This is a genomic window from Cytobacillus sp. NCCP-133 (assembly GCF_026011715.1).
Classification (GTDB): Bacteria; Bacillota; Bacilli; order Bacillales; family Cytobacillaceae; genus Cytobacillus.
In genome coordinates this window covers 126,788-151,267 of the sequence record NZ_BRVM01000006.1, presented here as the reverse complement: position 1 = coordinate 151,267, position 24,480 = coordinate 126,788, and the positions used below count along the sequence as shown (strand labels likewise).

23 protein-coding genes, 1 tRNA gene and 1 other RNA gene are annotated in these 24,480 nt (G+C 43.7%); 22 read left to right on the top strand and 3 right to left on the bottom strand.

Annotated elements, in window-relative coordinates; genetic code table 11:
- Positions 1 to 78: 78 nt before the first annotated feature.
- The 5 genes from NCCP133_RS09890 to NCCP133_RS09870 all read left to right on the top strand — a co-directional run bounded on the left by NCCP133_RS09890 (position 79) and on the right by NCCP133_RS09870 (position 3,744).
- Positions 79 to 537 (top strand): NUDIX hydrolase, encoded by a 459-nt coding sequence (locus NCCP133_RS09890; RefSeq protein WP_264804816.1) that lies wholly within the window; start codon positions 79 to 81, stop codon positions 535 to 537.
- Positions 538 to 565: 28 nt separating this feature from the next.
- Positions 566 to 1,459 carry an RNase adapter RapZ gene (gene rapZ, locus NCCP133_RS09885; protein ID WP_264804766.1) on the top strand — a complete coding sequence of 298 codons (894 nt, stop codon included), beginning with the start codon at positions 566 to 568 and terminating at the stop codon, positions 1,457 to 1,459.
- Positions 1,456 to 2,433, top strand: coding sequence for a gluconeogenesis factor YvcK family protein (locus tag NCCP133_RS09880; RefSeq protein WP_264804765.1), 978 nt, complete (start codon positions 1,456 to 1,458; stop codon positions 2,431 to 2,433). The genes rapZ and NCCP133_RS09880 overlap by 4 nt, the downstream gene beginning before the upstream one ends.
- Positions 2,434 to 2,508: 75 nt before the next feature.
- Positions 2,509 to 3,459, top strand: coding sequence for a DNA-binding protein WhiA (gene whiA / locus NCCP133_RS09875; protein WP_264804764.1), 951 nt, complete (start codon positions 2,509 to 2,511; stop codon positions 3,457 to 3,459).
- Positions 3,460 to 3,486: 27 nt separating this feature from the next.
- Positions 3,487 to 3,744 carry an HPr family phosphocarrier protein gene (locus tag NCCP133_RS09870; protein WP_264804763.1) on the top strand — a complete coding sequence of 86 codons (258 nt, stop codon included), beginning with the start codon at positions 3,487 to 3,489 and terminating at the stop codon, positions 3,742 to 3,744.
- 41 nt (positions 3,745 to 3,785) lie between these two features.
- On the opposite strand, the gene clpP is transcribed toward NCCP133_RS09870, so the two are convergent.
- Positions 3,786 to 4,388: an ATP-dependent Clp endopeptidase proteolytic subunit ClpP gene (clpP, locus tag NCCP133_RS09865; protein ID WP_264804762.1), complete on the bottom strand. Its 603-nt coding sequence runs from the start codon at positions 4,386 to 4,388 to the stop codon at positions 3,786 to 3,788.
- Positions 4,389 to 4,980: 592 nt separating this feature from the next.
- On the opposite strand from clpP, the gene NCCP133_RS09860 reads away from it, so the two are divergent.
- The 9 genes from NCCP133_RS09860 (at position 4,981) to eno (ending at position 14,718) form a co-directional block, all read left to right on the top strand.
- Positions 4,981 to 5,052, top strand: a tRNA-Arg gene (locus tag NCCP133_RS09860).
- A 379-nt stretch (positions 5,053 to 5,431) separates the two neighbouring features.
- Entirely contained in the window at positions 5,432 to 6,763 is a 1,332-nt protein-coding gene (gene rpoN, locus NCCP133_RS09855; RefSeq protein WP_264804761.1) for an RNA polymerase factor sigma-54, read from the top strand.
- A gap of 17 nt (positions 6,764 to 6,780) precedes the next feature.
- Positions 6,781 to 7,029, top strand: coding sequence for a glutaredoxin family protein (locus NCCP133_RS09850; protein WP_442874254.1), 249 nt, complete (start codon positions 6,781 to 6,783; stop codon positions 7,027 to 7,029).
- A gap of 135 nt (positions 7,030 to 7,164) precedes the next feature.
- Positions 7,165 to 8,187 carry a sugar-binding transcriptional regulator gene (locus NCCP133_RS09845; protein ID WP_264804760.1) on the top strand — a complete coding sequence of 341 codons (1,023 nt, stop codon included), beginning with the start codon at positions 7,165 to 7,167 and terminating at the stop codon, positions 8,185 to 8,187.
- A gap of 45 nt (positions 8,188 to 8,232) precedes the next feature.
- The gene (gap, locus tag NCCP133_RS09840) at positions 8,233 to 9,240 is read left to right on the top strand and encodes a type I glyceraldehyde-3-phosphate dehydrogenase (protein WP_264804759.1); all 1,008 of its coding nucleotides are present in this window, start codon (positions 8,233 to 8,235) and stop codon (positions 9,238 to 9,240) included.
- Positions 9,241 to 9,824: 584 nt separating this feature from the next.
- Complete coding sequence (locus NCCP133_RS09835; RefSeq protein ID WP_264804758.1) at positions 9,825 to 11,009, top strand: phosphoglycerate kinase; 1,185 nt, start codon at positions 9,825 to 9,827, stop codon at positions 11,007 to 11,009.
- A 67-nt stretch (positions 11,010 to 11,076) separates the two neighbouring features.
- A complete protein-coding gene (gene tpiA, locus NCCP133_RS09830; protein WP_264804757.1) occupies positions 11,077 to 11,838 on the top strand; it encodes a triose-phosphate isomerase in 762 nt (253 codons plus the stop codon).
- Entirely contained in the window at positions 11,831 to 13,366 is a 1,536-nt protein-coding gene (gpmI, locus tag NCCP133_RS09825; protein WP_264804756.1) for a 2,3-bisphosphoglycerate-independent phosphoglycerate mutase, read from the top strand. Before tpiA ends, gpmI begins: the two co-directional genes overlap by 8 nt.
- A gap of 56 nt (positions 13,367 to 13,422) precedes the next feature.
- On the top strand, positions 13,423 to 14,718 hold the full coding sequence (gene eno, locus NCCP133_RS09820) for a phosphopyruvate hydratase (protein WP_264804755.1): 1,296 nt from the start codon (positions 13,423 to 13,425) through the stop codon (positions 14,716 to 14,718).
- Between the two features lie 167 nt (positions 14,719 to 14,885).
- Here the strand turns inward: eno and NCCP133_RS09815 are convergent, their stop codons facing one another.
- On the bottom strand, positions 14,886 to 15,911 hold the full coding sequence (locus NCCP133_RS09815) for a nuclease-related domain-containing protein (protein WP_264804754.1): 1,026 nt from the start codon (positions 15,909 to 15,911) through the stop codon (positions 14,886 to 14,888).
- 112 nt (positions 15,912 to 16,023) lie between these two features.
- Between NCCP133_RS09815 and secG the strand changes: the two genes are divergently transcribed.
- The 6 genes from secG to NCCP133_RS09785 all read left to right on the top strand — a co-directional run bounded on the left by secG (position 16,024) and on the right by NCCP133_RS09785 (position 21,549).
- Positions 16,024 to 16,257, top strand: a complete 234-nt coding sequence (secG, locus tag NCCP133_RS09810; RefSeq protein ID WP_264804753.1) for a preprotein translocase subunit SecG — start codon at positions 16,024 to 16,026, stop codon at positions 16,255 to 16,257.
- Positions 16,258 to 16,617: 360 nt separating this feature from the next.
- A complete protein-coding gene (locus NCCP133_RS09805) occupies positions 16,618 to 17,364 on the top strand; it encodes an alpha/beta hydrolase (protein ID WP_264804752.1) in 747 nt (248 codons plus the stop codon).
- Between the two features lie 36 nt (positions 17,365 to 17,400).
- The gene (gene rnr, locus NCCP133_RS09800; RefSeq protein WP_264804751.1) at positions 17,401 to 19,725 is read left to right on the top strand and encodes a ribonuclease R; all 2,325 of its coding nucleotides are present in this window, start codon (positions 17,401 to 17,403) and stop codon (positions 19,723 to 19,725) included.
- A 169-nt stretch (positions 19,726 to 19,894) separates the two neighbouring features.
- Positions 19,895 to 20,362, top strand: a complete 468-nt coding sequence (gene smpB, locus NCCP133_RS09795) for an SsrA-binding protein SmpB (RefSeq protein ID WP_264804750.1) — start codon at positions 19,895 to 19,897, stop codon at positions 20,360 to 20,362.
- 191 nt (positions 20,363 to 20,553) lie between these two features.
- Positions 20,554 to 20,913, top strand: a transfer-messenger RNA (tmRNA) gene (ssrA, locus tag NCCP133_RS09790).
- 201 nt (positions 20,914 to 21,114) lie between these two features.
- Positions 21,115 to 21,549 (top strand): hypothetical protein, encoded by a 435-nt coding sequence (locus tag NCCP133_RS09785; RefSeq protein ID WP_264804749.1) that lies wholly within the window; start codon positions 21,115 to 21,117, stop codon positions 21,547 to 21,549.
- 17 nt (positions 21,550 to 21,566) lie between these two features.
- On the opposite strand, the gene NCCP133_RS09780 is transcribed toward NCCP133_RS09785, so the two are convergent.
- On the bottom strand, positions 21,567 to 22,106 hold the full coding sequence (locus tag NCCP133_RS09780) for a flavodoxin family protein (RefSeq protein WP_264804748.1): 540 nt from the start codon (positions 22,104 to 22,106) through the stop codon (positions 21,567 to 21,569).
- Positions 22,107 to 22,281: 175 nt separating this feature from the next.
- On the opposite strand from NCCP133_RS09780, the gene NCCP133_RS09775 reads away from it, so the two are divergent.
- Positions 22,282 to 23,658 (top strand): alkaline phosphatase, encoded by a 1,377-nt coding sequence (locus NCCP133_RS09775; RefSeq protein ID WP_264804747.1) that lies wholly within the window; start codon positions 22,282 to 22,284, stop codon positions 23,656 to 23,658.
- Between the two features lie 69 nt (positions 23,659 to 23,727).
- Positions 23,728 to 24,363 carry a DUF4352 domain-containing protein gene (locus tag NCCP133_RS09770; protein WP_264804746.1) on the top strand — a complete coding sequence of 212 codons (636 nt, stop codon included), beginning with the start codon at positions 23,728 to 23,730 and terminating at the stop codon, positions 24,361 to 24,363.
- Positions 24,364 to 24,480: the final 117 nt, after the last annotated feature.

The window sequence follows — 24,480 nt, the reverse complement described above, 5'->3', positions numbered from 1 at the left end:
AAGAAAAGCGTTATCGAGCTTTTTTATAAAGCGATTCCGTGCCAAGCGGAACGATTCGGAAAATAGAGGTGAGCAGTGTTGCAGCGAGTCACGAACTGTGTGTTAGTAAAAGATGATCAAGTATTGCTTCTTCAAAAGCCAAGGCGAGGCTGGTGGGTAGCGCCGGGCGGGAAAATGGAGCCGGGCGAATCGGTAAGGGACTCGTGCATCCGTGAGTTTAGGGAAGAAACAGGCATTTATCTGCGCAATCCCAACATAAAAGGTATTTTTACTTTTATCATGAAGGATGGCGATAAAGTGGTGCAGGAGTGGATGATGTTCACCTTCCTTGCCACAGCCTCAGATGGCCTAAATGTGGATGAGTCAGACGAAGGCAAGCTTCGCTGGCATTTATTTTCAGAAATCAAAAATCTGCCGATGGCTGCCGGGGACTCTCATATACTGGAGTATATGATTCATGGGCAGGGCATGATTTATGGAACGTTTACGTATACGCCAAACTTTGAACTAATCAGCTACAGGCTGGATCCAAGCTGAAACTTGATATAAACAGGGGGAAATAGAAATGAGTATGGGTGCTGTGAATGATACTCAAATGGTCATTATTACGGGAATGTCAGGGGCCGGCAAGACGGTAGCCATTCAGAGCTTTGAAGATCTTGGATTTTTCTGTGTCGATAATTTGCCGCCGACGCTGCTGCCAAAGTTTCTTGAACTGATGAGGGAATCAGGGAATAAGATGAATAAGGTAGCATTGGTAATGGATTTGCGCGGACGTGAATTTTTTGACCACTTATTTAAAGCGCTGGATGACTTATCTGAGACCTCATGGGTGACACCGCAAATCCTGTTTCTGGATTCGGATGACTCGACTTTAGTCAGAAGATATAAGGAAACAAGACGATCACATCCCCTTGCTCCATCCGGTTTGCCTCTTGAAGGAATCACACTGGAGCGGGAGCTGCTGGAAGAGTTAAAAGGCAGGGCCCAGCTCATTTATAACACTTCACAAATGAAGCCAAGGGAATTGCGTGAAAAAATTCTTACGCAATTTTCTTTAAATAAAAAGACGATCTTTACGGTAAATGTCATGTCCTTCGGCTTCAAGCACGGCATTCCGATTGATGCAGATCTTGTGTTTGATGTACGTTTCCTGCCAAATCCTCATTATGTTGATCATATGAGGCCAAAAACGGGTTTGGACGAAGAAGTATCCAACTATGTGCTGAAATGGACAGAAACAAGTAAATTCCTTGAGAAGCTCACGGAGCTGCTAAGCTTTATGCTTCCTCATTACAAAAGGGAAGGAAAGGCCCAGCTTGTTGTAGCCATCGGATGTACGGGAGGCCAGCATCGCTCGGTCGCTTTGGCTGAATATATTGCAAACTATTTAAAGAAGGATTACCATACGGCCATCACTCACCGTGACATTGAGAGGAGAAAGGAAAACATCAAATGAACAGACAGCCAAGAATTGTCATTATCGGGGGCGGAACAGGACTGCCCGTGCTTTTGCGAGGCTTAAAGCAATATCCTGTTGATATAACTGCGATCGTAACAGTAGCCGATGATGGCGGGAGTTCAGGAAGATTACGGAATGACCTTCATATCCCTCCGCCCGGGGATATCCGCAACGTACTGGCGGCTCTTTCAGATGTCGAGCCGCTAATCGAGGAAATGTTCCAGCATCGTTTTGCAACAGCCAATGAGCTATCGGGTCATTCACTCGGGAATCTGATTCTTGCAGCGATGACTTCGATTACAGGCAACTTTGTCCATGCGATACAGGAAATGAGCAAAGTTCTGAATGTACGAGGCAAAGTTTTGCCGGCAGCCAATCAAAGTGTTGTCCTGCATGCCGAAATGGAAGATGGTACGATTGTTTCGGGCGAATCGAAAATTCCCTATTCGGGCAAAAAGATCAAAAGGGTATTTTTAACACCGAAAAATATAAAAGCTCTGCCTGAAACACTGCTTGCAATCAGACAGGCTGACATGATTATCATTGGACCTGGGAGCTTATACACAAGTATACTTCCTAACTTGCTTGTACCCAAACTTGGCACTGAGGTTTGCCGCTCGAAGGGGAAAAAAGTATATATATGCAATCTCATGACACAGGCAGGGGAAACACTTGACTATACTGCCAGTGACCACGTTAAAGCATTATATGACCATATGAAATGCGCTTTTATTAACACGATTCTTGTCAATAATGAAGAAATTCCCCAGCATATCCAAGAGCGGTATAGCGAGGAAATGGCTAAGCCTGTTATTTATGACACAGGCGCACTTACTGAACTGGGCCTCGAAATTATCCACGGCGAGATTGCGAGCCATGAAAATGGTATGATCCGCCATGATACAAAAGAGGTTGCCCAAATGTTATATCATTTGCTGCTGGTTGAAACCACTAAGCGTTTTAACGCGTAATATATAGAGGTGCAAAGGCGGATTGAAGTTCCACTATATCCTGGGTTTAAGCTTTTGCAGATAGGGGGTGAAGGGATGTCTTTCGCTTCGGAAACGAAAAAGGAATTGACGAACCTGGAAATGAAAGATTGCTGCGGGAAAGCGGAATTATCCGCGCTCATCCGAATGAATGGATCACTGTCCTTTTCCAGCAGGAAATTGATCGTGGATATTCAGACAGAAAATGCGGCAATTGCAAGAAGGATTTACACACTGATTAAAAAGAACTACCAAGTTCAGGTCGAGCTGCTTGTTCGAAAGAAAATGAGATTGAAAAAGAACAATGTTTATATTGTCCGTTTAACCGAACAGGCAAGCATGATCCTGGATGACCTGAAAATTCTCAGTGAGGGCTTTGTTTTTACACACGATATTTCCAAAGAGCTGATTAGAAAGAAATGTTGTAAGCGTTCTTATCTGCGCGGCGCATTCCTTGCCGGGGGATCTGTAAACAATCCGGAGACCTCATCTTATCATCTGGAGGTTGCTTCCCTTTACAAAGAACATAATGACTCCCTATGTGAATTAATGAAAATGTTCGGGCTGAACAGCAAAACGCTCGAACGGAAAAAGGGGTACATCACCTATTTGAAAGAAGCTGAAAAAATTACTGAATTTCTGAACATTATTGGTGCCCACTCCGCATTGCTCCGGTTTGAAGATATCAGGATTGTCCGTGATATGAGGAATTCGGTGAACCGTCTCGTGAATTGTGAAACAGCGAACTTAAACAAAACAATTGGCGCGGCTTTGCGCCAGGTCGAAAACATTCGCTACATCGATCAGACAGTCGGCCTTCAGATCCTGCCTGAGAAGTTAAGGGAAATAGCAGAATTGCGTGTGGCCTATCAGGATGTCACGCTGAAAGAGCTTGGGGAAATGGTCTCAGGCGGCAATATAAGCAAATCGGGGATTAATCACCGATTAAGAAAAATAGATGAAATTGCTGATAAACTTCGTACAGGAGAAAAAATTGGCCATCATTAATAGAGGATCAGCAGGGAGGAGATAGACATGGCGGAAAAACAGGTTGAAGTGAAATTAAAAACAGGATTGCAGGCACGTCCGGCGGCATTATTTGTTCAGGAGGCAAATCGGTTTTCTTCTGATATCTTTCTTGAGAGGGACGGAAAGAAAGTAAATGCGAAAAGCATCATGGGGCTCATGAGCCTTGCTGTCAGCTCCGGGTCTGTTGTTATCCTTAGAGCAGAAGGAAACGATGAAGAAGAAGCCATTGAAGAGCTTGCAAAGTACATTCAGAATGAAAACTAAAAACAACTCGCATCGAGAAGATGCGAGTTGTTTTATTATCTTTATTTCTTTTTCTCATCTAAAGAGTTGCGGGTAATGATTTGGTCAACCAACCCATATTCAAGCGCTCTATCAGCTGTCATGAAGTTGTCGCGCTCTGTATCTCTAGCGATGATTTCAAGCGGCTGTCCAGTACGGTCGGCGAGGATTTGGTTTAGCTTTTCGCGAAGGAAAAGAATGCGCTTTGCAGCGATTTCAATTTCAGTCGCCTGGCCCTGAGCTCCGCCAAGCGGCTGGTGAATCATGACTTCACTGTTAGGGAGGGCAAAACGTTTGCCTTTTTCACCTGCAGCAAGCAGGAATGCACCCATGGAAGCGGCCATACCGATACAGATGGTTTGTACCTTTGGCTTGATGAATTGCATTGTATCATAAATAGCCATACCAGCTGTAATGCTGCCGCCAGGGCTATTTATGTAAATAGAAATGTCTTTCTCAGGGTTTTCTGCTTCAAGGAATAACAATTGGGCCACAATGGAGTTCGACACATTGTCATCGATTGCGCTTCCCAGCATAATGATGCGGTCTTTTAAAAGGCGGGAGTAAATATCATAAGCGCGCTCCCCTCGGTTTGTTTGTTCAATAACTGTAGGGATTAAATTCATTTTCCAATTCCTCCTTTAAAATAAGGGATCAACATACAAGATAAATAAGTATGTTCTTCCAAGTGAAGAAAATTTTAATACTTCAGTATGTAATAATATGATACACTCATGGTCAATTAAGGTCAAACAAATCGCATAGAAAGAAAGGCTGATTCGTTCGACACCATTTTCTATGAATGACAGAAAGAATAAATTTACTGAACTTCGAGACCTGTCTAGCGCAAGCATCCCCCCTAAAAGATCATAAGCCGCCCCTCCCAGAAAGGTAAAGAACACCTTACCGGAAGGATCGTCTTATGCTTGAGGCCCACAGGACAAGGAAGGCTTCGACAGCATAAGCACCGCGGGGCCAAAAGCGGCAGTTTTTTTAGGAGGATGTGCGTCATGCAGACATCGCCACAGTACGTGGCGCTTTTAGTCTGCGTACCTTTTTGACCAAGGCACTTGCGCTTTTCTTTTTGCCCTATCCCATTCCATGATACCCATTGTACTAATTTTTAAACAAAAGGATGCTTGCAAAGTTAAGAAACATATCATATAATTAGTAATCGTAACGGCTGAGCGCTTGGTCAGCAAGCTGCTGCTACTATATGCCCTCGTGGTGCAACGGATAGCACGTAAGATTCCGGTTCTTGAGATGTGGGTTCGATTCCTGCCGAGGGCGCTGCCAAAACTCCTTGTCTGATTTGGACAGGGAGTTTTTTTCTCTGTCCATTTTTTCCATTCAAACAAAAAAATTATCACACATAAATGGTTATCCACACATAAACCGGTTCGATCCGCACATAAATTTTCCTTTCCGCCTTCTAATACTGATAAAATAAAGAAAACCCGTTCAAAAATCATAAAACGATGTAAAATCGCTAAAATCCGCAGTTTTTACTAACAATAAAGAATATTTTTCCCTCCTGCCTGCATATGGTGAAGTATTCAGAATAATTGAGCGGGGCTGGTGCCAGCGAGTTTTATTTGCAGCGCTGGCAAGATATTTCCATACAATATTTTCCGCGAATATTGTAAAATGGGGACAGGGGGAATATACGATGAATATGAAAGCTGGGTTATGGCAGCAGCAGACAATGAAATTAGCAATGACACAAGAGCTGACACAGGCGATTGCCCTTTTGCAATACAGCACACAGGAGCTCTCATCTTTCCTCGAAAATAAAGCACTTGAAAATCCCCTCCTAAAAATAGAATCAGGTCATGTCCAGTCGATGGATCCCCGTTATGATCGTGTGAAACCGACTAGAATAAAGGCTGAAAAAGATAAAGTGAATTGGATTGAGCAAATTGGCAGCGGCAAGACGATGCTGCTGGATGAATATTTGAAGTCGCAGCTGAGCCTGAAATTGACGAATACAGAGAAAAAGGCCATCGAGCGCCTTATTGAGAGTTTAGATGAAAACGGTTACTTTCGCGCAGACTTAAACATGATTGCATCAGCTTTCAGAATATCTGCTGAAGAAGCAGAGCGGCTGCTGAAGATGCTTCAGGGACTTGAACCTGCCGGTGTAGGGGCAAGGAATCTGAAGGAGTGCCTGTCTTTGCAGCTGAAGCGATTGCCTGAAAGGAATGAGCTGGCAGAAGTTATTGTAGATGATTACTTCACTCTTTTTGCGGAAAAAAAGTGGAAGGAAATTTCCAAGCGCTTGAGTGTTGAGCTGAAGGAGATCCAGGAGGTTTTTGACCTCGTCCAGACGATGAATCCAAGACCTGCGTCTTCTTTTCACAGTGAAAAATCAGCCTATATTACACCGGATGTTATTATTAAATGGGATGGGGACACGTTTTCAGTCAGCATTTTTGATGAAGCACTCCCCAAAATCAGTTTTAATGACGATTACTATAAAAGGTTTTCTGCTGCTGGGGACAGAATCGTGAGCCGTTTCCTGCAGGAGAAGCAGCAGGATTACCACTGGATCTTGAGGAGCATCGAGCAAAGAAAAGAGACACTTACCAATGTGACGCTTAAAATCGTTGAGAAGCAGCAGGACTTTTTTATAAAAGGGCCAGCTCATCTTAAGCCAATGACAATGAAGGAAATCTCGGATGAGATAGATATTCATGAATCGACTGTCAGCCGTGCCGTCCGGGAAAAATATGCGCAAACGCCGTATGGGACATATGAGCTGAGATCATTTTTCTCGAGCACAATTAAAACAACCTCAGATGAAAATACTTCATCCCAGCAGGTAAAAACAATTATTAGTAAAAGGATTGAAGAGGAAAATAAGAAAAAGCCTTTATCCGATCAGGAGCTCGTGAAGCTGCTGAACGAGAAGGAAGGAATGGTTGTCAGCAGAAGAACCATAGCGAAATATAGGGATCAGCTTGGCATCCCTTCATCTTCGAAACGGAAAAGGTATGATTGATAAAGGAGATTTGCTATTTGAAACTGCCAGAGTTAGTGTTTTATACGCGAAGCAGGTGCCCGTTGTGCGATAAAGCAAAAGATGTTCTGATGGAAGTGAAGAAGGAACACGGCTTCACCCTGGTTGAACGAGATATTGATGAGACTGATGAGCTGACGGAGAAGTACGGCTTAATGATCCCGGTCGTTGAAATTGACGGGAAAGAAGTGCAATTTGGGCATATTGATTCAACTATAATAGCTGAAGCGCTTACAGAAAAAAAATGAGGTTTTTCAGTTGAATTCACCAATCACTCCTGTTAAAATTGATTTTGAAGCAAGGGTGATTTTTTTTACGGTAAGCGGGACATAATATGTCTATGTGGGACAAAAAATGACCACTTATGATGAAGGAGCCATCCGATGTACTCACTAATTGATATACAAAAAAGATTATTACCCGATCTGCTTGAGGTTATGCAAAAGCGATATCATACCCTTCATTACATAGGGATGATGGAGCCGGTTGGAAGAAGAAGCCTCGCAGTAAGTTTAGGCCTGACGGAAAGAGTATTGAGAAGCGAAGTTGAATTTTTGAAAGGTCAAAATCTGATTCGCATATCCAGTACAGGGATGAGCCTTACTGCTGATGGGAAAGAATTGCTAGAGAGCCTCGAAGGAATAATGAGGGAGATAACGGGTATAGCCTTAATGGAACAAGCCTTATCTAAAAAACTTGGCATCCGCCAGGCAATCATTGTTTCCGGCAACAGCGATGAGTCTCCGTGGGTAAAGCAGGAGCTTGGAAGATCTACCGCTTTGTGTATGAAATCCAGGCTTCAAGGAAAAAATATCATCGCAGTTACTGGCGGTTCCACCATGGCTGCCGTCGCAGAAATGCTGACTCCAGACCATGCTGACCGGGATTGGCTATTTGTCCCTGCGAGAGGCGGAATTGGCGAAGAAGTAAAGAACCAGGCCAATACCATATGCGCAAAAATGGCCGATCATACAGATTCCACTCACAGGGTTCTTTATGTTCCAGACCAAGTGAGCAAGGAAATGTACGATAGCATCATCAAAGAACCAAACATCAAAGAAGTCATCACCCAAATCAAATCTGCAAGCATGGTTTTACATGGGATTGGAGAAGCTATAACAATGGCGGAACGCCGTAAAACAAGCGAAGAAGATTTGGAAAAAATAAAACACGCAGAAGCAGTGGGCGAAGCATTTGGCTATTACTTTAACGAAGGCGGCGAGGTTGTACATAAGGTTCAAACCATCGGCCTTCAGCTGGATGACTTATCCCATATTGAACATGTCATTGCTGTTGCAGGCGGCGCCTCAAAGGCAAAAGCCATCGCAGCGTTCATGAACCGTGCACCGTCATCAACTATTCTGGTAACAGACGAAGGTGCCGCAAAACAGTTGTTAAAAGGGTAAACCCTTTTCAAATATAAAATTCACCATTCCAAGGAGGAAGTAATCATGACAGTTAAAGTTGGTATTAACGGATTTGGAAGAATCGGACGTGTTGTTTTCCGTGCAGCTCTTAAAAACCCAAATGTAGAGGTTGTAGCAGTAAATGACCTTACAGATGCAAACATGCTTGCGCATCTTTTGAAATATGACTCTGTACATGGAAAATTAGAAGAAGAAGTAAAGGTTGACGGCGAATACCTAGTAGTTGGCGGCCAAAAAGTAAAAGTTCTTGCTGAGCGCGATCCAGCACAATTAGGATGGGGAGATCTTGGCGTAGAAGTAGTAGTTGAATCTACTGGCCGTTTTACAAAGCGTGCTGACGCTGCAAAACACCTTGAAGCTGGTGCTAAAAAGGTTATCATCTCTGCTCCTGCAACGGATGAAGATATCACACTTGTACTTGGTGTTAACGAAGAAAAGTATGACAAAGATAATCATCAAGTCATTTCAATGGCTTCTTGTACAACAAACTGCCTAGCGCCATTTGCTAAAGTGCTTAACGACAAGTTCGGCCTTAAGCGCGGTATGATGACAACCATCCACTCATATACAAATGACCAGCAAATTCTTGATCTGCCGCACAAAGACTACCGCCGTGCACGTGCTGCTGCAGAAAACATTATCCCTACAACTACTGGGGCTGCAAAAGCTGTAGCATTAGTTTTACCTGAACTAAAAGGCAAATTAAATGGCGGAGCAGTTCGTGTTCCTACTCCAAATGTTTCTTTAGTAGACCTTGTTGCTGAACTTGACAAGGAAGTAACTGCTGAAGAAGTTAACAGTGCACTTAAAGCAGCTTCTGAAGGAGAACTTAAAGGCATCCTTGAATTCAGCGAAGAACCATTAGTATCTGGCGACTACAACGGAAACCCGGCATCTTCCACAATCGATGCACTTTCAACAATGGTTATGGAAGGCAATATGGTAAAAGTAATCTCTTGGTATGACAACGAAAGTGGTTACTCTAACCGCATCGTAGACCTTGTTGATTACATCGCTCAAAAAGGACTTTAAAGGAAACTTCCATTAATGGGGAATTAGTTCGTCCCCCTTTGATGGCTAGTTGAACTTACCGGGCATTTACAGGCAGTTAACTCCTCGTTTTACTCCAGGTGCTACTGCCCGTTAATCGCGGCAATAGTCATTTCTTTACCAAATAAATTAGATTTGCGAAATATTCACAAGATCAGTTTATCTTTTGAAAAATGGCCGCATCTTGTTGGATATTAAAATCGCGAACGTCTATAATGGATAAGGGTAAAAGGGGAGCAGGGAAACATTCCCTCTCCCTTTTGTTTTAAAGCAAAAAGTAAAAAAAATTAGTTGGAAAACTGCTTTGCGGTTCCGCTTTGGTCAAGGCGCTGCGTTCTTCTAAGTGATGCATTACTGCTTAGATCGATGTCTAGCTCCGAGCGCCATCGGCTCCAGATCTTAAGCCAACGCTTCTGAAGGCAAAAAACGCCTTCGCCAGCGCTTGTCTTAAGCTTGAGGCGCATGGATGCGGGTCATGCATACGCTGCCACAGGACGTGGCGGTTTTAGTCTGCTTACCTCATAAGCGGGCGCTCTGCGCTTTTCTGATAAGGAGGTCCTTTTGCTATGAACAAAAAAAGCGTAAAAGATGTGGAGTTAAAAGGCAAGCGAGTTTTCTGCCGCGTTGATTTTAACGTACCTATGAAAGATGGGCAGGTATCAGACGAAACTCGTATCCGTGCAGCTATTCCAACAATTGAGTATTTGACGAACCAGGGGGCTAAAGTGATTTTAGCCAGCCATTTGGGACGTCCAAAAGGCTCAGTCGTTGAAGAATTGCGCTTAACACCTGTAGCAACCCGTTTATCTGAAATTCTTGGCAAAGAAGTGAAGAAAGCGGATGAAGCATACGGCGATTCAGTAAAAGCGATGGTTGAGACACTAGGTGAAGGCGAAATCCTTCTTCTGGAAAATGTGCGTTTTTATCCTGGTGAGGAGAAGAATGATACTGAACTAGCCAAGGCATTTGCTGAACTGGCTGACGTATATGTAAACGATGCATTTGGAGCTGCACACCGTGCCCATGCTTCAACTGAAGGAATTGCACACCATTTGCCTGCGGTATCAGGCCTATTAATGGAAAAAGAGCTGGATATCCTTGGCAAGGCTCTTTCAAATCCGGATCGTCCTTTTACAGCCATAATCGGCGGTGCAAAGGTTAAAGATAAGATTGGCGTAATTGAAAACCTTCTTGAAAAGGTAGACAACCTGATCATTGGCGGGGGACTTGCTTACACATTCGTAAAAGCACAGGGCCATGAAGTAGGTAAATCCCTATTAGAAGAAGATAAAATTGACCTGGCAAAATCATTTATGGAAAAAGCAAAAGAAAAAGGCGTAAACTTCTACATGCCTGTTGATGCTGTCATTGCAGATGAATTCTCTCGGGATGCAAATACAAAAAAAGTAGCAATCGAAGAGATCCCAGCTGATTGGGAAGCGCTGGATATTGGTCCTAAGACGGCTGAAATCTATAGTGATGTCATCCAAAATTCGAAGCTAGTTATCTGGAACGGCCCAATGGGGGTTTTTGAATATGAAAAATTCGCAGGCGGAACAAGAGCAGTGGCTGAGGCTCTAGCAGAAGCGAACGATACATATTCAGTCATTGGCGGCGGCGATTCAGCAGCTGCGGTTGAAAAGTTCCACCTGGCTGACCGCATGAGCCATATCTCAACAGGAGGCGGCGCTTCCCTTGAGTTTATAGAAGGAAAAGCTCTTCCTGGAGTTGTAGCTTTAAACGATAAATAAGATTTTATGGCAGGGGTCCTAATTAGCCCTGCCTGTTGACGATAAAAAAGCAGGAAGGATGTGCAGCATGCGTAAACCAATTATCGCAGGAAACTGGAAAATGCATAAAACACTTCCGGAAGCTAAGGCATTTTTAGAAGAAATCAATGGCTTAGCACCGGGGAAAGAGCAGGTAGATACGGTTGTATGTGCCCCTGCATTATTCTTGGAGCGTCTTGTTGACAGCGCGAAAGGTTCAGCTGTTGAAATCGGCGCACAAAATATGCACTTTGAAGAAAGCGGTGCTTTTACAGGCGAAATCAGCCCTGTTGCCCTTGAAGATCTTGGGGTAAAATACGTAATCCTGGGCCATTCAGAGCGTCGCGAAATGTTCAATGAAACAGACGAAGCAGTTAACAAAAAGACATTGGCTGCTTTTAAATACAATTTAACTCCGATCGTTTGTGTCGGTGAATCGCTAGAACAGCGTGAAAACGGCGAAACAATGGACCTTGTAGGTTCTCAGGTTGAAAAAGCCCTTAGTGGCTTAACAGAAGAGCAAGTCAAACAGACTGTGATTGCGTATGAGCCAATCTGGGCAATCGGAACAGGCAAATCTTCTACATCTGCAGATGCCAATGAAGTATGTTCACATATCCGCTCTGTGGTTGCGAAGCAATTTTCGCAAGCTGCTGCAGATGCAGTCCGCATACAGTACGGCGGCAGTGTAAAGCCTGCCAACATTAAAGAATATATGGGGCAGCCTGATATTGATGGGGCTCTTGTAGGCGGCGCAAGCCTTGAGCCTAAAGACTTCCTTCAATTATTGGAGGCAGGCAAGAATGAGTAAGTCTCCAGTTGCATTAATCATCTTAGATGGTTTCGCATTGCGGGGCGAGCGGATGGGTAATGCCGTCGCCCAGGCAAAGAAGCCAAACTTCGAACGTTTTTGGAACACCTACCCGAATGCAACCTTAACAGCGAGCGGAGAAGCAGTAGGCCTTCCTGTAGGGCAAATGGGGAACTCTGAAGTAGGCCACTTGAACATCGGCGCAGGCCGGATTGTTTATCAGAGCTTGACAAGAGTGAACGTGGCCATCCGCGAAGGACAGTTTGAGAAAAACGAAACGTTCCGTTCTGCGATTGACCATGTGAAAAAGAATGGAACCGATCTTCATTTGATGGGACTTCTATCAGATGGCGGCGTGCACAGTCATATCCAGCATTTATATGCGCTTCTTCGTATGGCCGCTGAAGAAGGTGTGAAGAATGTCTATGTCCATGGTTTCCTTGATGGACGTGATGTTGGCCCACAAACAGCAGCAGGCTACATTAAAGAAGCACAGGAAAAAATGAAGGAATACGGAGTCGGAGAATTTGCGACCATCTCCGGACGATATTATTCCATGGACCGTGACAAACGCTGGGAGCGTGTGGAAAAGTCTTACCGCTCCATGGTGTATGGCGATGGCCCTTCATACAGCGATCCCTTGGATTTAGTTGAAGATAACTATAAGAATGGTATCTTTGATGAGTTCGTCATTCCATCTGTCATAACAGCAGAAGATGGTAAACCGGTTGCAACGATTAAGAACAATGATGCAGTCATTTTCTATAACTTTCGTCCGGACCGGGCAATCCAGATCTCAAACACGTTTACGAATAAAGACTTCCGTTCCTTTGAAAGAGGGCCAGGGCATCCTGAGAATTTATTCTTTGTGTGCTTAACCCATTTCAGTGAAACGGTAGATGGATATGTAGCGTTCAAACCCACCAACCTGGATAATACACTTGGTGAGGTTTTAGCGCAAAATGGAAAAACACAGCTCCGCATTGCCGAAACGGAAAAGTATCCTCATGTGACTTTCTTTATGAGCGGCGGACGTGAAGATAAATTCCCTGGCGAGGAGCGAATTCTGATCAACTCACCGAAAGTGGCTACCTATGACCTTAAACCGGAAATGAGTGCTTATGAAGTAACGGACGCACTGCTGAAGGAAATAGAAGCCGACAAATTTGATGCGATCATCCTTAACTTTGCAAACCCTGATATGGTCGGTCACTCAGGTATGCTTGAGCCAACCATTAAAGCGGTAGAAACAGTTGATGAATGCCTTGGCAAAATTGTCGACTTGCTTATTCAAAAAGGCGGAAAGGCAATCATTACAGCCGACCATGGTAATGCCGATGAAGTTGTCACTTTAGAAGGCAGCCCAATGACCGCTCATACAACAAACCCGGTGCCAGTCATCGTCACGCAGGACGGCGCAGAACTCCGCACAGATGGAATCTTAGGAGACCTTGCCCCAACCGTGCTCGACCTGCTTGGTCTGGAAAAGCCGGTTGAGATGACTGGAACGACTTTAGTGAAAAAATAATCGGTACCAAAATGTTAGACTAGGACAATTTTTGATAGAAAAAGGAGAGAATTGATATGCCATTTATCCAACACGTTTATGCTCGAGAAGTTTTAGATTCCCGCGGTAATCCAACAGTTGAAGTTGAAGTTTTAACAGAATCAGGCTTTTTCGGCCGTGCGATTGTTCCATCTGGAGCATCCACTGGTGAGCACGAAGCAGTAGAACTTCGTGACGGCGACAAGTCCCGCTACCTTGGAAAAGGTGTTCAAAAAGCGGTAGATAACGTAAATAATCTAATTGCTGACGCTGTAATCGGCTTGGATGTAACAGACCAGGTTGGCATCGACCGTACAATGATTGAATTAGACGGAACTGAAAACAAAGGCAAGCTAGGTGCGAACGCAATCCTTGGCGTTTCTATGGCTTGTGCACATGCAGCTGCTGAGTCTGTCGGACTTCCTTTATACCGCTACCTTGGCGGCTTCAACGCGAAGCAGCTTCCAACCCCAATGATGAACATCATCAACGGCGGATCTCATGCTGACAACAACGTAGACTTCCAGGAATTCATGATCATGCCTGTTGGAGCTCCTACTTTCAAAGAAGCAATCCGCATGGGTGCAGAAGTATTCCATTCATTGAAAAAAGTATTATCTGGCAAAGGCTTGAACACAGCGGTAGGGGATGAAGGAGGTTTCGCTCCAAACCTTGGCTCAAACCGTGAAGCACTTGAAGTAATCATCGAAGCGATCTCTAACGCTGGCTACGAAGCTGGCAAAGACATCTACCTTGCAATGGACGTTGCTTCTTCGGAGTTCTACAACAAAGAAACAGGCAAATATGACCTTGCAGGCGAAGGCCGCAATGGCTTAACTTCTGAAGATATGGTTAACTTCTACGAAGAGCTTGTTAACGAATTCCCGATCATCTCCATTGAAGATGGTCTTGATGAAAACGACTGGGAAGGCCACAAGCTAATAACTGACCGCATCGGCGGCAAAGTTCAGCTAGTTGGTGACGATCTATTCGTAACAAACACGAAGAAGTTAGCTCAAGGTATCGAGCAAGGCGTTGGAAACTCAATCTTAATCAAAGTAAACCAAATCGGTACATTAACGGAAACATTCGAAGCGATCGAAATGGCGAAGCGCGCAGGCTACACTGCCGTTGTTTCCCACCGTTCTGGTGAAACAGAAGATGCGACAATCGCTGACATCGCCGTTGCAACAAACGCTGGTCAGATCAAAACGGGTTCTATGTCCCGTACAGATCGTATTGCGAAATACAATCAACTTCTTCGCATCGAAGACGAGTTAGGCGATTTAGCCGTATACGATGGATTAAAATCTTTCTACAACTTGAGCAAGTAAGATTGCTGGAGCAGCCGTCCCGGGTGGGGCGGCTTTATTTTTTTATTATGCTGCTTATCTAGATGTTGTCCGCCAACTAAAGTTCTGACTTGGCCGGAAAATGGGGCATTTTGGCCGGTATTTATCTGACTTTGGCCGGTAAATTTGGAAAAATGGCCGGTAAATATTCATTTTTGGCCGGTAAAATTATATTTCTCAAAAAAATCGGCGGATAAATGATAAGTTCGATCTTTAAATAAACCTGAACAGGGAAGTTCCATTCCAGTCAGCAGCTTTTTTGCAATATTTGAAGAAGGTAAATGAGTAAATTCCCGAAATTGGTGATTCGTAATAGAGGAACTAATTAAATGGAGGTAATCTTGGAGGGCTCTTACATGTGCTTTTTTATCTGTAGTACTGCATGAAACACATTTCCAGGTGCCCCGCACTCGTTTCATAGGTAACCTGCTGCAGGCAGGACATGGTATTCCGGTAATAATCTCTTTCTCATGAATATCATAGTATTTTAGAACATTGTAATTCGCGGGAATATGCTTATTTACAATGGTCTTGCTTAACTTTCGGATTTCTTTGTGACTTAATGTTTCTTCAGGATATTTCTCCTTTAATCTTTCTATTCTTTCTATTAAATGGCTCGCATGCAGCACCTTATTTAAAGCTTCTCTATGATAGGAGGCGGTCTTAATTACCGTTGAAGGATTGCTGATAACGATTAAATACTCTACTGGAATACTGATTTTCACAGCATGAAGCCATTTAATTAACTCTCTTTGCTGCCTCTTAGCTTGTATCAGTGGATCAAGAAACCCTCTTTCATTTTCCTGTCTAGTTTGGATCAGCTGATTAAAGGTGGGGTCAAAATAGATGGTGCCCGAAATATTTTTTATTTCGAGAATGAGGATAAAATTTGAAGAGATGAGCATTGTATCAATTTGAAAGAATTCAGCTCCATTGGAGAGACGAATATCATGAACAATCGTGATCTCCTTTGAATCCTTTATAAAATAATCCACTGCTTCTTCACCGCGAAAACCCGCCTTTCTCTTGGCCAAATCATTTTCAATCAACGTCTTTTTCGAATGAGTTCCTGGCAGTCTTCTTAACAGCACCTCCATACTTTGTATAAAATCAGATGACTTTCGTTTTTTTAATATCACAGGCATCATTCCTTTCACAAAATTAATTCTCGCCACAGCTTTAAAAATCCTTCCAGCAGCCAGAGGCTTCTAAAATCTTATTGTTTATACCGCTAATATGTGATAAATTAAGAATAATGTGATTGTACGTTTTTTAGGAGGTGGCTTCATGCATACATTATTAATTACTCTTTTAGTGATTGTTTCAATTGCACTTATCGTGGTTGTACTCCTTCAATCTGGTAAAAGCGCAGGTCTTTCCGGTGCGATTTCCGGGGGAGCTGAGCAGCTTTTCGGAAAGCAAAAAGCGCGCGGGCTTGACTTAGTTCTTCATCGCATTACGATTGTTCTATCCGTTTTATTCTTTGTCCTTACAGTTCTAGTATCTTATTTTGCAGTATAGATGATCGCAGCGCCTGGCCTTTCATAAGGTCAGGCTTTTCTTATAATATCAGAATTTATATCCTTTTGAACTTTGAGAACTGTCCAGCTCCAGGCGCTTGCGCTTTTCTTATTTTGTAACGAGTTCACAGAAGGCAGTTTTAAGGGAACTGACCCTCCTCGGACGTACAAAACGCATGCCGGGCCTGTCTAATATACAATTACTGGCTGGAGTCCCGCTATACTCGCTTCAATAACCAGCTTCCCAAAGCTTATTAGTGGATTGTTGCCCCTTTGTTTGCTAAAAATAAGGAATGCAGATTCAATCAAACGTTTGATTAAATAATTAGTAGGAATCATAAAGGTAAAAGGAGTTTTAAATATGAGAGTTGTTGCACCAAAACCATTCACGTTTGGAGATGGAAAACGAGCCGTCCTGCTGCTGCATGGCTTTACAGGAAATACGGCAGATGTGAGGATGATGGCAAGGTTCCTTGAGACAAAGGGCTATACTTGCCATGCTCCGCAATATAAAGGCCATGGAGTTCCGCCGGAAGAGCTTGTCCACACTGGCCCAGAAGACTGGTGGAAGGATGTTATGGAGGGGTATGAGTTCCTGAAAAATAGAGGTCATAAGGAGATAGCTGTTGCAGGTCTTTCCCTTGGCGGCGTATTTTCCCTTAAATTGGGTTACACTGTACCTGTAAAGGGGATTGTCCCAATGTGCGCACCTATGTACATAAAAAGCGAAGAGATCATGTATAAAGGGATTCTGAACTATGCAAGAGAATATAAAAGACTGGAAGGGAAATCCGAAGAGCAAATTGAGCGGGAAATGGAAGAATTCCAAAAAACGCCGATGCAAACGCTGAAAGCCCTTCAGGAGCTTATAGCGGATGTCCGCTACCATGTCGATATGATCTACTCCCCAACATTTGTCGTCCAGGCACGCCATGACCATATGATCAACACAGACAGCGCTAATATTATCTTTAAGGAAGTCGAAGATGATTTAAAGCAGCTGAAGTGGTATGAAGAGTCCGGGCATGTCATTACGCTGGATAAAGAGCGGGACCAGCTGCACGAAGATGTTTATGCGTTTTTAGAAAAGCTTGATTGGGAAGAATAAAAGAAAGACACATTCTCCTAAGGAGGGATAAATGAAATGGAAAATAATATTCAACAGCTGATCGACAAGCTGCTTCATTATATGAAAGACGAGGCTTATAAGCCATTGACTGTGCAGGAGCTTGAAGCTGCGTTCGGAATTGAGGATTCAACCGGCTTCAAGGATTTCGTTAAGGCGCTTGTTGTGATGGAGGAAAAGGGTCTTGTCGTCAGAACGAGGAGCAACCGCTATGGCTTGCCTGAAAAAATGAACCTTATCCGCGGCAAGCTTTCCGGGCATGCGAAGGGATTTGCCTTTGTGATTCCGGAAGAGCAGGGGATGGATGATATTTTTATCCCGCCGAATGAAACCAATAATGCCTTAAACGGTGATATCGTACTTGCACGTGTTACAACAGAGAGCTCTGGACAGAGGCGGGAAGGGACAATTGTCCGTATTTTGGAGCGCGGAGTAACACAGATAGTCGGAACCTATACGGAAAGCAAGCATTTTGGTTTTGTGATTCCGGATGATAAAAAGTTTGCAAGCGATATTTTTATCCCCAAGTCAGCATCAAAGGGTGCTGTGGAAGGACATAAGGTAGTCGTCAAATTAACAACTTATCCAGAAGGCAGAAAGAGTGCAGAAGGAGAAGTTATCGACATCCTTGGCCATAAAAATGATCCGGGTGTGGATATCCTGTCTGTTATTCACAAGCATGGGCTTCCGCTGGAATTTCCGGAAGAGGTGCTTAAACAGGCCGAAGAGACACCGGATACGATTGAACCAAGCGAACTAGAAAACCGCCGTGACTTAAGAAATGAAGTGATCGTTACGATTGACGGTGCAGATGCAAAGGACCTTGATGATGCGATAATGGTTAAAAAGCTTGATAACGGCCATTACAAGTTAGGCGTTCATATTGCCGACGTCACCTATTATGTCCGCGAAGATTCTCCGATTGACCGGGAAGCAGAGGAGCGCGCAACCAGCGTGTATTTAGTCGATCGGGTGATTCCGATGATCCCGCACCGTCTTTCAAACGGCATTTGCTCCCTGAATCCCAAAGTGGACCGTCTAACATTATCATGTGAAATGGAAATCACACAGGATGGGGAAGTTGTGAATCACGAGATATTCCAGAGTGTGATCAAAACGACTGAACGCATGACTTATTCAGATGTGAATAAGATTTTGGAGGATCGGGACGAGGAATGTATCAGCAGGTATGAATCTCTTGTTCCCATGTTTGAAATGATGAGGGAGCTTTCTCTTATTTTACGTAAAAAGAGAATGCATCGCGGAGCCATTGATTTCGACTTCAAAGAAGCGAAAGTCATTGTGGATGAAGAAGGCAATCCGACAGATGTTGCGCTTCGTGAACGCTCGATTGCAGAGCGCTTAATCGAAGAGTTCATGCTGGCTGCCAATGAAACGGTTGCGGAGCATTTCCACTGGATGGAGGTGCCGTTCATTTACCGCATCCACGAAGATCCAAAAGAAGATAAACTAAGAAGATTTTTTGAGTTTATTACAAACTTCGGCTATATCGTAAAAGGAACAGCCAATTCCGTTCACCCTCGTGCTCTCCAGGAAATTATTGAAGAGGTTCAGGGCAAGCCGGAAGAAATGGTTATATCCACAGTCATGCTTCGCTCCATGCAGCAGGCGAAATACTATGAAGAGAGCCTTGGCCACTTCGGGTTATCAACAGAGTTTTACACCCATTTCACATCGCCGATTCGCCGTTACCCGGATTTAATTGTCCACCGATTAATCCGAACCTACTTGATTGAAGGCAAGCTGGATCAGTCAACAAGGGAAAAATGGAACGCTTCTCTCCCGGATATTGCTGAGCATTCTTCCAATATGGAACGGCGGGCAGTTGAAGCGGAACGCGAAACAGATGAATTGAAGAAAGCGGAATATATGGCTGATAAAATTGGCCAGGAATACGATGGTATGATCAGTTCGGTAACGAACTTTGGTATGTTCATCGAGCTTCCAAACACGATTGAAGGCCTGATCCATGTTAGCTACATGACGGATGACTACTACCGTTACGACGAGCGCCAGATGGCTATGATTGGCGAACGTACCGGCAATGTGTTCCGGATTGGGGACGAAATTACGGTACGTGTTGTTCATGTAAATAAGGAAGAACGGTCCATCGACTTTGAAATCGTTGGCATGAAGGGAACTCGCAGACGGGAGCCTAGAGAAACACCGAAAGTTTTCAAAACAGGCAGTACTGAGAAAAAGCCGCGCAAAGGCAAGTCTGACCAAGGAAGAGGAAACGGTTCGGGCAGCTCAAGAAAGAAAAAAGAGAAAAAACACTACGAAAATGCACCGAAAGCAAAGCGGAAGAAAAAGAAGGGATAACGGAATGAGGGAGGGCTTTAAATAGCTCTCTTTTTCCCTTTCCGACAGGACTTTTCGTTGAGAGAGCACTGGGAATTTGCTATAATAGAAGGACCGCTAAAGAACGGATGCTGCATTTTTCCTGCCGTTAAAGACAGAAACAGGAAAGAGGAGCAAAGGGGGATTCAACATGCCAAAAGGAACTGGCAAAATGGTTGCGCAAAATAAAAAAGCCTATCATGACTATGCAATAGAAGAAACATACGAAGCCGGCATTGTTCTCCAGGGCACGGAAATTAAATCAATTCGTGCGGGCAAGGTGAACCTGAAGGACTCATATGCCAGAATTCAAAACAATGAAATCTATCTTTTCGGCATGCATGTCAGTCCATATGAACAGGGGAACCGATATAACCATGTTCCGCTAAGGACAAGAAAACTGCTTCTTCATAGAAAAGAAATTAACAAGCTGATCGGTGATTCAAAAGAAGCTGGCTATTCGCTTGTACCATTAAAAATGTATCTGAAAAACGGCTATGCAAAAGTTTTATTAGGCCTTGCAAAGGGTAAAAAGAAATATGACAAGCGTGAGGATCTGAAGAAGAAAGAAGCCAAGCGTGAAGTAGAGCGTGCTTTCCGGGAAAGGCAGAAAATGTAAGTCCGAAACCAAAACCTTACAATTGAAAAACAAGCTCAATGTGTTATAATAGTAATTGTCACAGCGAGTGACACAATCTTTAGCTCATCTATTTCGAGCTTTTCCGAACGTCAGCGTGCAGAATGAGATTCGGCGCGACACCTCTTGCAAGCTGTCCAGCAGGCACCATCGGCGGCAAGCATTTCTATCATGGGGACGCTACGGATTCGACAGGGATAGTTCGAGCTTAGGTTGCGAGTCGAGGGGATCGGCCTCGTTAAAACGTCAAAGCCTATAACTGGCAAAACTCAAAACAACTTCGCTTTAGCTGCCTAATAGGCCTTTAGCGGTTCGCCCCTCCATCGCCCATGTGGTAGGGTAGCGGACTCACTCTTAGTGGGCTACGCCGGATTCCACCGCCTGAGGATGAAGGAAGAGAACAACCAGGCTAGCTGGCCGGACGCCCGTCGATAGGCATAAGGATCAGCGAAGCGCGAATATATCGACTACACTCGTAGAAGCTTAAGTGCCGATATTTCTGGACGAGGGTTCGATTCCCTCCGTCTCCACCAAATACATATTTGGTGGTTTTTTATTTTTAATAACATAACTGTAAATTACTAAGACGTGACATCATCTTAAGGTGTCACGTCTTTTCTTTATTTTTTAGAAAGGATTTTTAATTTGTTCAACATTCACAAACTTTTCCCATTAAAAAGAAATAATATAATGGTACTAAACCAGGATTTCCTCAAAGAAGGGACAAAAACCATGTGTTCAATTTCGCAAAAGGAACAATCGCCGGCCTCATCTCAGGAGTTTTCCTCGGCCTCTTTCTTAAATTCATCGAGTCTGTTACAAGTGTTAAAGTATATATGCTGCTTCTTAATGTTGATTACATTCCCATCTTAAATAACTACCGCTTCCCGGAAATCGTGGAATTCATGTTGCATTTAATCATCTCAATGATTTTAGCAGTGCTTCTGTTATATTTAATTGCACACGATCAATGGGCTAAAAATCAGGTCGTAATCCGTACTATTTCCATATCAATTCTGATAGGAATCCTGCTATATCCGACAACTGCCTTCTCCGAACGCACGCCGGCACTAAACTCCATGCCAGCAATTGTTTTTTGGCTGATCGGACATTTGCTGTACGGCTGGGTTCTATCTCTCTTTTTCAAAGAAAAAAGACCGTCAAGCTAGACGGTCTTTAGATGACTTTATTTCAAAAACAACCCATTCCACTGTTCCGCTTTAGCCAAAGCAAGGATATCTTCCTTGACCTCTCCCGGCTTTACACCACTTCCAATGATGTAATCGGCAAATTTCATCCCGACAAAATCAAAGATATATTGAAATTGCTGAACAAGCGGTAGGCCTTTCACTTTTGCACTGCTGCCGCCAGAGATCACGACGTACGCTTTTTTTCTGGCTAGTTCTTCTTTTAGATGAAAGCGCTCGTCCCTTAAATATTGTGACCATCGATCAAAGAAGTCCTTCATCGGACCGCTCATGCCATACCAATATAAAGGGGTGGCAAAGAGGAAGACATCATGTGACAGCATGTGCTGCACTAATTGTTCATAATCGTCATCAACAGGTGAAAAGCCTCCTTCTGCATGTCTCTGATCGACAATGTGTTCGATCCGGAGGTCTGACAGTTTTACAAGAGTATGCTCGGTGCCTTTTACAATCTTTTTCGCCAAGTATTCTGAGTTGCCGTTTTCTCTTGTACTTCCAAGCAGGGCCAATACCTTCATTCTTAATCTCTCCTTCATTATTATGTTTGTTAATGAATTTTACAGAAAGTCCTCTAAGAAAGCAAAAAAGACATCTTTACAATTGTGTTATTGGATTTTTACACTCTATTAATCTAGTGTTTACACACTCTCTTTATACTTTTATCTGTAAGTAAAAAACAGGGAGGGTAAATGAATGACATTTAAGAAATTGACGAAAAAGGCACTTCCAGTCCTGGCTGCTTCTGCAGTGGCGTTTGGGGGGCTGATGGGAACGGTTCAGCAAACAGAAGCAAAAGGAAAGGAAGACCCTAGAAAAATCAAAAATGTTATTTTCCTTATCGGCGATGGAATGGGCGTATCCTATACGTCTGCATACCGGTATTTAAAGGATGACCCTGGCACAAAATTTGTTGAGCGTACGGAACTGGATAAGTATCTGGTCGGCCAGCAAATGACTTACCCAGAAGACCCGGAACAAAATGTAACAGACTCGGCATCTGCAGCAACAGCAATGTCAGCGGGTATTAAAACGTATAATAATGCGATTGCCGTAGATAACGACGGCTCCGAAGTGAAAACGGTTTTGGAAGCAGCAAAAGAGAAAGGAAAAGCAACAGGGCTTGTGGCAACTTCTGAGATTACGCATGCGACACCTGCATCATTCGGTTCACATGACGAAAGCCGTAAAAATATGAATGCCATTGCGGATGATTACTATGATGAGCTCATCAATGGCGAGCACAAAGTAGATGTCCTGCTTGGCGGCGGAACTGACCTGTTTGTCCGCAAAGACAGAAACATCGCAGAAGAATTCAAAAATGATGGCTACAGTTATGTAACAGACCGCGAACAATTACTTGAAGATAAAAACGCGCAAGTGCTTGGTTTATTTGCAGAGCGAGGCCTGCCAAAAATGATTGACCGCACAGAAGACATTCCGTCACTCGAAGATATGACAACTGCGGCAATCGAGCGTTTGAACAAAGACAAAGACGGTTTCTTCTTAATGGTAGAAGGAAGCCAAATTGACTGGGCTGGACATGACAATGATATCGTTGCAGCCATGAGCGATATGGAAGACTTTGAAAAAGCATTCAAAGCCGCAATCGAGTTTGCGAAAAAGGACAAACATACCCTTGTGGTAGCAACGGCTGACCACTCCACTGGCGGCTACTCAATCGGTTCAGACGGCATCTACAACTGGTTCAGCGAGCCAATCAAAGCAGCGAAGCGCACACCAGATTTCATGGCTCAGGAAATTGCAAATGGAGCTGGTGTGGAAGAAACGCTGAAGCAATACATGGATCTTGAATTAACAGAACAAGAAATCCAATCGGTAAAAAAAGCGGCTGAAACGAAAAAGGCAGCAGATATTGATAACGCGATTGAACAAATCTTTAATGAGCGTTCCCATACTGGCTGGACAACAGGCGGCCACACAGGTGAAGACGTATCGGTATATGCATTTGGCCCATCCAGCGACCGCTTTGCAGGACAAATCGAAAATACAGACCATGCTAAACTGATCTTTGAACTATTGAAGACGGATGTAAGGGTTGAAGATAAATAATTTTTCGATCTCCCGCTGCTTTCATGGAGCAGCGGGACCTTTTTTTACAACCATTGAAAGGGGATCATCATGGAAAAACTAATCGCAATGATTGCTCTTTTATCAATCGTACTATTTGGCTGCTCAAGCGTGCCGGAACAGTCTTCTGGTGTCAGTGCTAAAGCTATGGAAGAAAATGAAGCTGTGAAACATTATGCACCAAACCCACAGGTTCCGGACGACCGGCAGCTGCAGAAAGCTGGACAATCTCTTACCGATGAAAAGGGAGAAATCACATTAAAAAAGGTAGCCAATGTGAATGGAACTTATAAAATTGGCCCAATTGAAATGAGAATTGCTGAAGCCAAAGTGATGCATTTAAAACCCGACTACAGCTTAGTGGACTATTTCCACACCCTGACGCATGACGAAGAATTCGACTTGGTCAAAGTCTTTGTTGAAATAAAGAACACCTCTGATCAAAAAGTCAACTTTGCCCCAGCGGCCATCCTAGAGACAAGTAAGGGTGAGCAAATCACCTGGGAAAAAGATATTTACCTTGATGGACTAAATGAAGAAATCGGGCCTAACGAAACCAAGGCCGGCAATATTGGCTTTATCATAGAAAAATGGGATCTGAAGCATTTTGAAATCACCACCAGCGATGTGTTTAGGGCTGATGGAAAAAAGATTGAGGATGCGGAGAATATTGAAATTAGATTTTAAAGGGAGAGGCTCCAGACTGATGGAGTCTTTCTGCCGTTTCGCTCATAACTCCTGGATTTCGCCGATTAAATTGTAATTTCGCCCATAAAATAAAAAAATCGCTCATAAATCTGAAAT